This window comes from Sphaerisporangium rufum, from assembly GCF_016863395.1.
GTDB lineage: Bacteria > Actinomycetota > Actinomycetes > Streptosporangiales > Streptosporangiaceae > Sphaerisporangium > Sphaerisporangium rufum.
The window spans coordinates 1-11,941 of record NZ_BOOU01000120.1 but is presented as its reverse complement, the minus strand read 5'-3'; the positions used below and the strand labels follow the sequence as shown (position 1 = coordinate 11,941).

Below are 11,941 nucleotides of genomic sequence, written 5' to 3'. Positions count from 1 at the left end.
GAACCGGACCGGGAGGGGGCGGCATCGGCCTGGACGGCTTGATGCGCGCGGGTCAGGGGCGGGGGGCGTGGCGGGGGCGGCGGGGGGCGGGGTCGTCCGGGGCGAGGTCGGTGACGATCTGGCAGGTGTCGGCGACCGGGTCCAGGCTCTGCGCCCGGGCGGCCAGCCGGCGCAGCAGGTCACGGAAGGTCGTGCGGTCCGCCGGGTCCAGCGGCGCCAGAATGTGCTCCTCGGCGTGGTCCAGCAGGTCCTGAGTACGCCGCCAGGTCGCCCGGCCGAGGTCGGTGGCGACGATGCGCTTGTGGCGCCGGTCGGCCGGATCCGGCCGCCGCTGGACCAGCCCGGCCGCCTCCAGGTCGTCCACCAGGTAGGTCATGACGGTCTTGTCGATACCGAGCCGCTGCGCGAGCGCGCCCTGGCGGCCGGGTGTCTCCTGCGCGGCCGCCGCGAGCACCTGGTATCCGCGCGGCCCGCCGGGCAGGTCGTGGAACAGGGCGTTCGCCGACTTCACGTACGCGCGGAAGACCACGCCGAGGGCCCAGCCCAGGTCCGCGTCCAGCGCGTCCGGCGGCCCGCCCGCCGCCACCGTGATCTCTGCCATCGGTCCAGCATAACCGGCCGATTGCCCGGAAGACGTTCTGTTTGACTATCCATCTGTTTGACATACTATCTGCCGTACCTCGGAATGACCTCGATCGAGACGGCGGGACGTGACATGGCCGACTACGGACATGAACTGCTATTCGGCACGTTCATCACCCCTCAAGCGGACCAGGCCGACCGGGTCGTCGCGCTCGCCCGGCTCACCGAGCAGGCCGGCCTGGATCTGGTCACCGTCCAGGACCACCCCTACCAGGCCCGCCACCTGGACACCTGGACGCTGCTGTCGGTGATCGCGGCCGGAACCGGCACGGTGCGGGTCGTGCCGAACGTCGCCAACCTGCCACTGCGCCCGCCCGCCGTCCTGGCCCGCGCCGCCGCCACGCTGGACATCCTCAGCGGCGGGCGGGTCGAGCTGGGCCTGGGCGCCGGCGCCTTCTGGGACGGGGTCGCCGCGATGGGCGGCCACCGGCTCGATCCGGCGCAGGCCGTTGACGCGCTGGCAGAGGGCATCGAGGTGATCCGCGCGATCTGGGCGGCCGACGGCGGGACGGTCCGGGTGGACGGCACGTACCACCGCGTCAAGGGCGCGCACCCCGGCCCGGCGCCCGCGCACGACATCGGTGTCTGGGTGGGCGCGTACAAGAAGCGGATGCTCGCGCTGACCGGACGGCTCGCCGACGGCTGGCTGCCCAGCAGCCCCTACGCCGGGCCCGGCGAGCTGCCCGCGATGAACGCCCGCATCGACGAGGCCGCCGCCGAGGCCGGGCGCCGGCCCGCCGACGTGCGGCGGCTGTACAACATCACCGGCTCGTTCACCGGTCCCGGCACCGGCTTCCTGGACGGCCCGGCGCCCGGCTGGGCCGAGCAGCTCGCCGAGCTGACCCTGGACCAGGGCATCAGCGGCTACATCCTGATGAGCGACGATCCCGACACGATCCGCCGCTTCGCCGCCGAGGTCGCCCCCGCCGTCCGCGAGCTGGTCACCGCCGGACGGGCCGGGCACCGCACTCCGGCCGAGCCCGCGGCCGCCCCACCGGACGAAGAACGGGACCGCACCACGATCTCCACCACCCCGCCGGGCGACGACCGGGACCGCATCACGATCTCCACCACCCCGCCGGACCCGGCCGCCGGCCGCGCGCCGGCGTTCTCGGTGATCCCGACCCCCGACGACGGCACCCGGCTCAGCGACGTGCGGGTCTGGGACGAGACGACCCGGCCGACCGGCCCGCCGCCGGACCCGGACCGTCGTTACACCGCCGGCGAGCAGGCCGCGGGCCGGCATCTGATCGACGTGCACGACCAGCTGCGCGCCGAGCTGCGGGAGATCCGCGGGCTCGTCGAGCAGGTGGCGGCCGGCACGATGGACCCCGGGTCCGCCCGGTCGCACATCAACCAGATGACCATGCGGCAGAACAACTGGACGCTCGGCGTCTACTGCCAGTCGTACTGCCGGCTGGTCACCACGCACCACACCCTGGAAGACGTCAGCCTGTTCCCGCAGCTCCGCCAGGCGATGCCCGGCCTCGCGCCGGTGGTCGACCGGCTGGAGCAGGAGCACCACGCCATCCACGACGTCCTGGAGCGGGTCGACCGCGCCCTGGTCGCGCTGGTCACCGAGCCGGACGGCATGAAGACCGTGCAGCGGGCCGTCGACCTGCTCACCGACGCGCTGCTGTCCCACCTGTCCTACGAGGAGCGGGAGCTGGTCGAGCCACTGGCCCGCCTACCTCTTCACTGACCTGGCCGGCACCCGGACCCGGCCGAGTACGGGAAGCGGACCCCTACTTGCGGCGAAGAGCAGAAAATCGGCTGATTTCCTGGGTTGCCAGAGGGTGATCGCCCGTTCAGAGTCGGTCGGGAGGCACGCGATCAACACGTGCCATGGTGTTCACCGTCTCGTGGGGATGTGAGATGACAGTCACCGACTCCGTGAACGATCGTCCGGTGCCGGACCTGGTGGTGCCCGGGCATCGCGCCCGCCTGATCCTGCTGAGCGTGCTCGCGGGCGCCGCGATCGCCGCCCTGTGGTCCTTCCACTTCGTCGACAGCGTGATCGGCGACAATGTGGCCAACACGCTGCTCGGCCACGACGCCAAGGGCACCGCCATCACCGGCGTGGTCGCCGGCGCGGTCTTCGCGTTCGTGTCCGGCCTGGCCGGCACGTTCACCGCGTGCAACGTCGCCGCCTTCGGCGCCCTAGTGCCGCTGGTCCATCACGGCGACTCCTGGCGCGACCGGTTACGGGCCACCCTCAGACCGCTCGGCCACCTGGCGATCGGCATGATCGCCGTCAGCGGGGTCTACGGCGCGGCCGGCGCCCTGCTCGGCGAACGGCTGCCCCAGCTGTCCACCGCCACCGTCGGGGACGGGCTGCCGGTCCGCCTGATCCAGTCCAGCGTGGTGTTCGGGATCATCGGGCTGGTCTTCATCTGGCTCGGTCTCGCGGCGCTGCGCCTGCTGCCCGACCCGCTCGCCCGGCTGGAACGCCGGCACCCGCACGTACGCCTGGTCGTACTCGGCGCGCTGGTCGGCGGCTTCCTCATCGGCCGGCCCTACCCGCTGTTCCACAAGCTGTTCGCCTACGCCGCCGAGGTGCACAACCCCCTCTACGGCGCCGCGGTCTTCATCCTGCAGTCGCTGGGCAACATCCTGGTGATGGCGGTGCTTTTCACCGTGATGACGCTGGCCGCCCGGGACCGCTTCGCCCGGTGGCAGTCCGCCCGGCCCGGCCGGCTGGCCGCGGTCACCGCCGTGGCGTTCCTCGTCGCGGGCACCTTCACCTTCCTGTACTGGGACGTGCGGCTTCCGGCCATGTTCGGTTACGGCTGGTACCCCACCGCCGGCTGGTGACCGCCGCGCCGGCCGCGGGGTCGGCGCAGTCAGCCGGGCCCGCCGTCCCAGACGATGACCTGGAGGGCCAGTCCTTCGTCGACCGCCTGCAGGACTTGCACGAAGGCCACCCGGTCGCGATTGGTCCGCAGGCAGAACGTCGTGCCCGGAGCCGGATCGTCGAATCGGTGGTCCGGGCTCAGCGGGCTGGTGTCGAGCGCATGTGCGCACGCCTTCCGGGTCGGCGCGCCGGAAGTTCTCCACAGCGCCGCCGCGAGCGCCGGGTCCACCCGCAGACCCGGCCCCGGCTGCGTCTCGTATCTGAGCTCTTCGAAGCTGGAATCCGGCGGAATGTGGTCGAGATCCAGGCCGCCGGACGTGAGCCGCACCCGGCCCTGGAAACGGATCTCCGCGGAATCAGTCGTTGCGGGGGTGAGTGGCGTCGAATTCGAAGACCCGGACCGGAACGGCGGGGTCGCCGGAAACGCGGTCGTGGGCGGCGGGGAGGCCGCTGTCGCGTGGTCGCCGTCACCGGACCCAAGGACTCCGATGACGGCCGCCACCACGGTGGCGGCTGCTCCGATGACGGCCACGATCAGCGCGGTCCGCGAATTCTCCCGCCCGCCTCCACCCATGCCCGAAAGGCTAATGGAAGCGAACGCCTCGCGCTGCCCAAGAAAGCAGCCGATTGCCGGAACGGTGGACTATTCCCAAGGGCTGACAAAATAGCAAAAACTTCCTAATCCCGGCATCTGACGTCGGAATTAAGCACCTGATTGGCGCTGACCGGGAAAGGGGGCGGGCTCCTCCCCCGCGTTTCATTCCCCCACAGGCTCGGCGCGGCGGTGCCGCGCCCGCGGCGAGGAGGACTCGGCGTCATGGGGATCGGCCCGGCGGGTGCCGGCCAGGGCGGCCAGCATGGTGGTGATCGGCACGGCGGCGATCAGTCCAATGGTGCCGACCACGGCCCGGACGATCTCCTGGGCCAGCACGGGATTGGTCAGCACCTCGCCGGCCCCCTGGCCGCCGACGCTGATCAGCAGGAGGAGCGGGAGCGAGGCGCCGGCATAGGCCAGGATGATCGTGTTGATCACCGAGGCGATGTGGGCACGGCCGACCCGGGCGGCGGCGCGATACAGCTGCCGGACGCCGTAGCCAGGGTTGGCGTGGGCGAGTTCGGTGACGGTGACCGCCTGGGTGACGGTCACATCGTCGAGCACGCCCAGGGAGCCGATGAGAATACTGGCCAGCAGCAGGCCCTGCGTGTTGATCTGATAGCTGGAGTCCAGGTAGAAGGAGCTTTCGTCGGTGATCCCGTTGAGCCGGACCACCTCGATGGCCGCATAGGAGAGCAGTCCGGTCAAGGTGAGGCTGCTCAGCGTCCCGATGATCGCGATGGAGGTGGTCGTGGTGAAGCCGTGGGTGAGGTACAGCACCGCGAGCATGATGGCGGCGGCGCCGACCATGGCCACCAGCAGCGGCTGCTGCCCGGCCAGGATCGCCGGGATGATGAACTTCAGCAGCACCACGAACGTGATGGCCAGCCCGATCAGCGCCGTGAGGCCACGCCAGCGGCCGAACGCGACCACCGCCAGCACGAAGGCGGCGCCGACCAGCCACAGCGGCGATGACCTGTCGTGATCGGAGATCTGGTAGGGCGACGCGTCAGGGGCGGGTTCGGGGGTGTGTATCAGCCGGATGTCATCGCCGACGGTGAATTTCTGCGACCCCGGAGCGCTGGGCAGTTGCGCGGTGATCCGGCGGCCCGTCTCCGGACCGCTGGTGAGCTTGACGTCCGCGGTGCCGCAGGTGTCCGGGGCGGGCGAGGCCGGTTCACCACCGGGCGCCTGCTCACCGGGCGGGCCCGGAGGGCAGGGCGTCAAGGTGATGCCGGTGACGGTACCGTCGACCCGCTGCAACCCGGCTTGAGCGGGACCGCTGGGGGCGGCCGGGGTCGCCGGCCACATCAAGATCAGCGCGGACAGTGCGGCCAGCGCCACGGGGATGATCACCGCCAGCGTCGCGATCACGGTGGACCGCCCGCTCAGCACGACCGGGTGATGCACATGGTTGCCACCCACGGGCGAGGCTCTCCTTCGTACGACTCCGTGCGATGACCGGCACGGTCACTGCAACGTGGTCCAGTATGTCCGGAATCGGACACCGGCCTGGCCGCTGATCGGGCGAAGTCGCATGGAGAACTCAACTGCGCAGGAGGTCAAGGTCACATCGGCGCACGGGTCGGCATCGGTCTGACCGTCCGCCCGGCGCGCGATCGCGACCCGGAACGCCTGGCGCGGTGGTGGGGAACGGCCCAGGTGGCCGCCCGGCCCGGCGGCACCTTGCAGGTGGCGATGCACGAGGGCCCGCGCCCGGTGATGCGCGGACGGTTCCTGGAGTTGGTGCCGTACGAACGTCTCGTCTTCACCTTCGGCTGGGAGGCCACCCCGGGAGCGCCCGACCTGGCGCCAGAGGCATCCCGGGTCGAAGTCACCCTGACCCCGGACGGTGACGGCACCGAACTCACCCTGCGCCACAGCGGTCTGCCGATCGTGCTCGAAGAGGAGACCGGCGACGGCTGGGCGCACCTGCTCCATCGGCTGGCCGGAACGGCGGAAAGCCAGGAACACCGCTGAACGTGGTCGAAAATTCCGGGCACGTCACGTCTCCTGTCAGCGACGCCGGCTCCTGGTTCTGGCGCATATGTCGTGAAGGCGGTGCTCCAGAACGGAGTCGTACGGCGGTGTCACGCCATGCGTTGGACGAGCGGGACCGGTCACGGAAACCGGCATTCGCCCTCAAGGTGACCATCACCACGATGGCCGCCAGGACGCCGCGAGACGCACGATCCGGCTGCGATCCGCGCGCCTGGCGCCGGGCGGCCGGATGGAACCGACGCAGGTCATTAACCCGGTGACGTCGGCGATCGGGCCGCCCGATAATGGCCGGCGTGGAGCAGATCGAGGTCGTCGTCGCCCATCAGGAGCGCGCGACCCTGCGCGTCGGGGACGTGTTCCTGAAGATCGACACCGATCAGACGCGCACCGACATCGAGGTCGAGGCGATGGCCCTGGCGCCGATCCCGACCCCGCGGGTCCTGTGGCGCAAACCGCCGGTGCTCGCGCTCGCCGCCCTCCCGGGCAGGGCACTCGGCCGCCTCACCGAGCCGTCGCCCGCCTCCGCGGCGGCGTGGGTCGCTGCGGGTGCCGCCGTGCGCGAACTGCACGACGCACCCCTGCCACCGTGGCCGGCTCCCGGCCGCGACGAGGCCGCATCCGATCTCGACGGCGAAGGCGAGTGGCTCGTCACCAACGGCGTCCTGCCCGCCGACGTGGTCACCCGCAACCGTCGGATCGCCGAGCCCGCGTTCCGGCCGCGCCCACCGGTGTTCGCCCATGGCGACCTGCAGGTCACCCACGTCTTCGTCGACGGCGACACGGTCACCGGCGTGATCGACTGGTCGGAGGCCGGGCCGGGCGACGCTCTGTACGACCTCGCCACTCTGACACTCGGCCACCCCGAACACCTGAACGACGTCATCGCCGGCTACGGCACCGACGTCGACCTCGACGCGATCCGCGCGTGTTGGTCGGCGCGGAGCCTGCTGGCGATCCGCTGGCTGATCGAGCACGGTTTCGACCCCGCCCCCGAGGTCGCCCTCCTCAAATCGCAGCTCTGAGCCCGGCACGGACTCGACGGATCTGTCGCCCCCTCATCGGGCAGGCCACCACAGAGCGCTCGCCGGCACCGGGAACCGTCCGGCCTGCGGGGATGCGCGGCCGATCGTCGATCTCGATGTCTGCTACGAGTCGTCGGGCTTGGTCGCGCCATCCGAGGGGACGGATGCCGAGCGGCCGCGCCCTCGGCGAAGCAGGTCTTTGACCGCTGAGAGGAACAGCAGGCTCCACATGATCAAAAGGACGGCGTTCTCCGCAGCCGTCCAGACCGGCCCCCAGTGGCCCGTTTTCGCCAGGAGGCCGGGCTCGCCCGTCACCAGATCGTGAACCTTGTCGGGGACCACCAAGACTCCGAAGAGCAGTATCACCCACGCGCCCCAGCGAGGTCCGAACACCGACCGAGGTGAGTCGCCGGCTCCGGATCTCGTCCCCGTGTCGCGCGCCACGATGGCCATGTTGGCGCTCCCGCACAGCGGCCGCAAGGGCGCTTCACCTCATGCGCCAGAGCCGGTAGCGTCACCGGCATGGGACTGCTGTTGATGTTACGTCCCCCACAGCCACACCCGAAGAGCCTGCGCCGGGCCACTCGTGCGCAGCGTCGTGAGCACCGCCGAACCGACGTCGAGGAGTGGGAGACGGCGCAGCGGAAAGGCCGGCTGCTGGAAATAGACGTCGAGACGCTCCTGCCGCTGGTGAACAGTGCCGGAGGCACCAGGCTTCCCGTTCTCGGGCAGCTCGCCCCATGGTCGGACGCCGTCCTCGATCACCACGACGCACCTCGGCTCGAGGCCGATCTCGATCGCCTGGCGGCGGTCGCCGGTGATGACGCGCAGCGGGCGCTGGTGGCGGCCATGCGGAAGCTGCTGACGGCCTGGCGGGCAGAGCCCGATCTGCTGCTGCACTGGTACGGGGATTGACCGCGCGCCAGCTGCCGCCGGGTTCGCCGCACGGCGTCGGCCAGGGGCGCCCGCGTGATGGCCGGCGCCCCTGGCCGCGAAACCCTGCCGCTACGCCTGGACGGCGCCTTCCAGCAGGGTCCGGTGGCGGATCATCCAGCCGGCGGCGCGAGCCCGCCAGGCCAGCGCCCACAACGGTGCCGGGTCCGTCGAGTCCGGAGTGATCCGGGCCAGGACCGCTTCGGCGGCGCAGTCCCGGATCGCGAACTCGATCATCCGGTCGACCAGGCCGTCCCGTTCGGCGGCCGGCAGTTCGTAGCCGTCGAGGAACAGCCGCAGCTGCCGGGCGCGGCCCGCCGCGTCCGGCAGGTTGTTGCGTTCGGCGACGTCGTCATCGTGCAGCTGGGCATGCCACCAGGCGGCGGCGACGACCTCGTCGAGACGGTCGACCGGCCCGGCCAGCATCCAGTCGATGAACGCCACGGGCCGGCCATCGCGCACCACGGTGTGCCACGGCCCGGCGTCGCAGTGCCCGACCACCGAGTCAGGACCGGTGCGGTGCATCCACCACGGCTGCCAGACGGCGTCCGGCGGCGGCCGGAAGCCGGCGGTGGCGATGTGCAGGTCGCGCAGCAGCCTGCCGACCCGCCAGACGGCCTCATCCGACCAGCCCCGCGGGTGGACGATGGTGCCTTCGATGTACGTCAGTACCTCGTTGCCGCCGGCGTCCAGACCGTCGCCGACCACCTGCGGACAGCCGGTGAACCCGACCTCCGCCAGGTGGCGCAGCAGCGCATGGACGGTGCCGGTCCACGGACCGGCGGGACGCCTGACGGTCTGGCCGGAACGAATGACATGACTGGGTCCGCCTTCGGCCGCCGTCAGCGGCTCGAAGGATGATGCGGAGTCCACGAATTCTCCTCGTATAGCGCGGTAAGCGGTGATGGCGTCGATGAGGACGCCAAAGCCGGCGGTGCGGACGAAATCCGCAGCCGCCAGTGGCCGCCGCGCAGCGGAGAACACATGGATCCGACCTGGCCACCCCCTGGAAAAGGGACGAAGGTCAGATCGCGGCGAACTCGCGCGTCGCAGCGGCAGTGGCCACCTCGCTGAGGACCATGCACGTCATGTCGACCTCCTTGACCAGCCGGACAACCGACGCTAACCCCCCGCGCCCGCCCGTGCCACCGAGTTTCCTCCCCACCCGCTCGACCGTGCCGAACCCGCCCAAGAACTGATCCCTAAGGCGGGGGCGGCGTTGCACGCATGGTTTCCTGATGAACCACCGAAACGCACTGGGTCCTGCGCCTTGGGTTCCGCGTCACCTCGACGCCGGACAGACCGTACGCCGTCACTCGCCCGGTGACCGGAGTGCCGATCAGCCTTTCAGCCGGCCGCGACTGCCCGCAGCCACCTGACGGCGGAGAACAAGACAGCCTGCAACAGACCCGTTACGGCCCTCAAGAGCCAGAGCACTTTATGCCCGTTCGCAAGCACTCACTCGAGTGCACCGTCGCGACCGCTGGTAGGGCATTCCCTACTTCAGATCGGGGGGTGGCCGGGCATGATCCGGCCCGGCTCGCGATGAAGACTCCTGGTACATCCACTACCGCTCAGAGGTGTCCTCCATGTCGAAGCAGCACGCAACACAGTCGCCGACCCGTTCGTCTACCGTTCCTGAGTCCATCAAGGCCGCGTCAGGGTTCTGGTTCACCGCTGTCGGCGCCGGTGCCTTCGAGGCCGGCCTGGCCGTCACCGACATGCTGGCCGACGGGACGGCCTCCCTCGCCGACCTTGCGGCAGGCTTGGGCCTACGACTGACAATCTTCGCCATGGCGATCTTCATGGCCGTTCGCCTCCGCCAGGGCGCCAACTGGGCCCGCATCGGTCTCGCCTTGACCCTCGGCGTCTTCGGCACCCTCTCCCTGGTGATCGAACCGGTTCGGTGGCTGCTCGAAGGGCACGCGCTCGGTCAGGCCATCGCGGACGCCGATGCGATGACATTCGTGTTCGCCGCCAGCCGGATCGTGCATCTCGCGGCCGTCCTGACGGCAATGGTGCTGATGTTCACCCCGACGGCCAACACCCATTTCCGTGCCAGGCCCCGCTTGTCCCACGTGTGAGATGACACCGTCACGGGCATCGACCGGGGCGCGACGCCTTTAGGAAGTGCGCGCCAGAACCAGGATCCACGCATCGTCGACACCATGGCGCTCTGGCCGTTCACCCACGCGCGTACGGTTCACGAGATGGGTGCTGGAACCAGGTTCCACGCGTCGCCGACAGGTACCGGCCTCGGAACCGGGCAGACGGCGCTCCAAGTTGCATCGACGGGCAGCGAGCCGAGATCACACTACGGATCTTGATACCAGGATGTCTCAGACTTGGCCGCGTATTGGCCGTAGGACGCCGGCGCCGGCCGGGGGAGCCGGATAACCGGAACACAGCAAGAGGCCCGTCACCGCGTTTCCGCTGGTGACGGGCCTCTCTTTGCTAGTGTGGCAGGTCCAGGGTTCGAACCTGGGTAGGCTGAGCCGACGGTTTTACAGGGCGTCGCGGTTGTCTGCCTCAGCCGCTCACCCACCTGCGGCGGGACCCGAACCAGGCAATCATTTCCCTGCCTGCGTTCCGTACATATTCCGGATCTTGAGATATCGCACGCTGCCCGGATACCGTCTCCACAGCGGACCGTGGCCCCGCCCGTCCCCTCGTCCTCCCCCATCCTCCTCGTAGCTGCCGTCCCCAGGGCGAGGCCGCCGTGTCAAGGGTCAACGAAGTTGATCGCGAAGCGACGCCGCAGGCGCCCTTGACTCGGTGACCTCAACCGGGACACTCGACCAGCGAGGAGGACGAGACCAGCGGATTAAAAGCTCGGACGATCATGGTTCCAGACAGTTCATTGCAGGTCAGCAGGCATGCGTGGTCTGTCCTGAACTGCCCTGGACCACTCTGAACTGCAACCCAAACTGCAAGCCGACCCTTCAGCCGACTCTCGGAATCGAGTGACTGTCCACTAGTGGCCCTCGTTCGCAGGAGCCGCGTGTTACGAAACACCCGACATCTGCCCACCGTCAGCAGTGCATTCTTCCTCCTAGGCCTGACCTGCACGTCTAGCAAACTAGGGGAGAGTGCAACCTCGGCGTAGAACTCTGCTACGATGCACTCCATCGGGTACATCTGTGCCCATCGCGAGTCGGAAGCCCTTGTTCCCAGACGGGAAGCAAGGGCTTTTTTGGTTTCCGGCTCACGTCCCATGAAGCGGCCTCGCCTTGCGGGGCCGCTTTTTCGTTCCTGGAGGAAGCAGTGCCCGTGCTCCCCTCGTCGCTAGCTTCGGTTCCATGGCCGGTCTGGCTGATCGCCGCGTGGCTCATGAGCCTCGCGGTGATCTGTCTTACCCTGTACGCGATCGTCAAGACTGCCATCAACAAGACCGATGCCCGCGACCTCCCTGCCGTCCTCTCTGCCAGCGCTGAGTTGGTGAAGAGTGTCACACTCCCTCTCAGCCGACCCTTCCTGCAAGCAGTTCCGTTCGATAGTTCAGCCAGCACGCAGGGAGCCCGACCGCTGGATCAGGCTGGTCAGCAGAACACTGATACGGAGGTGGCGCAGTGATCAGGCGGCGTCCCTTGTCCGACCCCATCGGCAATCGCGTCTTTGACGATGGAAGGGAACTCATCAACGCCGTACTTGCCACTTTGCCTGAACGTGAGGCCGCTGTCGTGATCATGCGCTATGGTCTTGAGGATGGCACTCCGCGTACGCTCGGTGAGATCGGGCAAAAATACGGAGTTAGCCACCAGCGCATCAACCTGCTTCTAACGAGCGCCATAGCGCGCTTAAAACTTCCAGGGCGATCGATGACGCTGATGGAGTACGATGAATTGGGCAGGCAGATCGCCCCAGTCGATATAGCACCAACGCATAAGACCACCT

General features: G+C 69.3%; 14 protein-coding genes. 8 read left to right on the top strand and 6 right to left on the bottom strand.

What is annotated here, in order from left to right; translation table 11 throughout:
• Positions 1 to 52: 52 nt before the first annotated feature.
• Positions 53 to 601 (bottom strand): MarR family winged helix-turn-helix transcriptional regulator, encoded by a 549-nt coding sequence (locus tag Sru01_RS34625; RefSeq protein WP_203994994.1) that lies wholly within the window; start codon positions 599 to 601, stop codon positions 53 to 55.
• Positions 602 to 685: 84 nt separating this feature from the next.
• Here Sru01_RS34625 and Sru01_RS34620 point away from each other — a divergent pair, with 84 nt between their 5' ends.
• Together Sru01_RS34620 and Sru01_RS34615 are read left to right on the top strand one after the other, a co-directional pair.
• Positions 686 to 2,344 (top strand): LLM class flavin-dependent oxidoreductase, encoded by a 1,659-nt coding sequence (locus Sru01_RS34620; protein WP_239138065.1) that lies wholly within the window; start codon positions 686 to 688, stop codon positions 2,342 to 2,344.
• 173 nt (positions 2,345 to 2,517) lie between these two features.
• On the top strand, positions 2,518 to 3,456 hold the full coding sequence (locus tag Sru01_RS34615) for a hypothetical protein (RefSeq protein ID WP_203994992.1): 939 nt from the start codon (positions 2,518 to 2,520) through the stop codon (positions 3,454 to 3,456).
• A gap of 29 nt (positions 3,457 to 3,485) precedes the next feature.
• Here Sru01_RS34615 and Sru01_RS34610 read toward each other — a convergent pair whose 3' ends face one another.
• Entirely contained in the window at positions 3,486 to 4,028 is a 543-nt protein-coding gene (locus Sru01_RS34610; RefSeq protein WP_203994989.1) for a hypothetical protein, read from the bottom strand.
• A 225-nt stretch (positions 4,029 to 4,253) separates the two neighbouring features.
• Positions 4,254 to 5,516 carry a YibE/F family protein gene (locus tag Sru01_RS34605; protein WP_239138064.1) on the bottom strand — a complete coding sequence of 421 codons (1,263 nt, stop codon included), beginning with the start codon at positions 5,514 to 5,516 and terminating at the stop codon, positions 4,254 to 4,256.
• 48 nt (positions 5,517 to 5,564) lie between these two features.
• Here Sru01_RS34605 and Sru01_RS34600 point away from each other — a divergent pair, with 48 nt between their 5' ends.
• Together Sru01_RS34600 and Sru01_RS34595 are read left to right on the top strand one after the other, a co-directional pair.
• Positions 5,565 to 6,071 (top strand): SRPBCC family protein, encoded by a 507-nt coding sequence (locus tag Sru01_RS34600; RefSeq protein WP_307812140.1) that lies wholly within the window; start codon positions 5,565 to 5,567, stop codon positions 6,069 to 6,071.
• A 305-nt stretch (positions 6,072 to 6,376) separates the two neighbouring features.
• Complete coding sequence (locus tag Sru01_RS34595) at positions 6,377 to 7,114, top strand: phosphotransferase family protein (protein WP_203994976.1); 738 nt, start codon at positions 6,377 to 6,379, stop codon at positions 7,112 to 7,114.
• Positions 7,115 to 7,237: 123 nt separating this feature from the next.
• On the opposite strand, the gene Sru01_RS34590 is transcribed toward Sru01_RS34595, so the two are convergent.
• Complete coding sequence (locus tag Sru01_RS34590) at positions 7,238 to 7,456, bottom strand: hypothetical protein (protein ID WP_203994970.1); 219 nt, start codon at positions 7,454 to 7,456, stop codon at positions 7,238 to 7,240.
• A gap of 180 nt (positions 7,457 to 7,636) precedes the next feature.
• Here Sru01_RS34590 and Sru01_RS34585 point away from each other — a divergent pair, with 180 nt between their 5' ends.
• Positions 7,637 to 8,029: a hypothetical protein gene (locus tag Sru01_RS34585; RefSeq protein WP_203994962.1), complete on the top strand. Its 393-nt coding sequence runs from the start codon at positions 7,637 to 7,639 to the stop codon at positions 8,027 to 8,029.
• 90 nt (positions 8,030 to 8,119) lie between these two features.
• Here the strand turns inward: Sru01_RS34585 and Sru01_RS34580 are convergent, their stop codons facing one another.
• Together Sru01_RS34580 and Sru01_RS34575 are read right to left on the bottom strand one after the other, a co-directional pair.
• The gene (locus tag Sru01_RS34580) at positions 8,120 to 8,920 is read right to left on the bottom strand and encodes an aminoglycoside phosphotransferase/kinase family protein (RefSeq protein ID WP_203994960.1); all 801 of its coding nucleotides are present in this window, start codon (positions 8,918 to 8,920) and stop codon (positions 8,120 to 8,122) included.
• A gap of 151 nt (positions 8,921 to 9,071) precedes the next feature.
• Positions 9,072 to 9,239, bottom strand: coding sequence for a hypothetical protein (locus Sru01_RS34575; RefSeq protein ID WP_203994958.1), 168 nt, complete (start codon positions 9,237 to 9,239; stop codon positions 9,072 to 9,074).
• Between the two features lie 397 nt (positions 9,240 to 9,636).
• Between Sru01_RS34575 and Sru01_RS34570 the strand changes: the two genes are divergently transcribed.
• The 3 genes from Sru01_RS34570 to Sru01_RS34560 form a co-directional block, all read left to right on the top strand.
• Positions 9,637 to 10,131, top strand: a complete 495-nt coding sequence (locus Sru01_RS34570) for a hypothetical protein (RefSeq protein WP_203994956.1) — start codon at positions 9,637 to 9,639, stop codon at positions 10,129 to 10,131.
• 1,180 nt (positions 10,132 to 11,311) lie between these two features.
• The gene (locus Sru01_RS34565; RefSeq protein ID WP_203994955.1) at positions 11,312 to 11,620 is read left to right on the top strand and encodes a hypothetical protein; all 309 of its coding nucleotides are present in this window, start codon (positions 11,312 to 11,314) and stop codon (positions 11,618 to 11,620) included.
• A 14-nt stretch (positions 11,621 to 11,634) separates the two neighbouring features.
• Positions 11,635 to 11,941 (top strand): sigma factor-like helix-turn-helix DNA-binding protein (locus Sru01_RS34560; protein ID WP_275412236.1); only part of this gene is annotated, 307 nt, incomplete at its 3' end.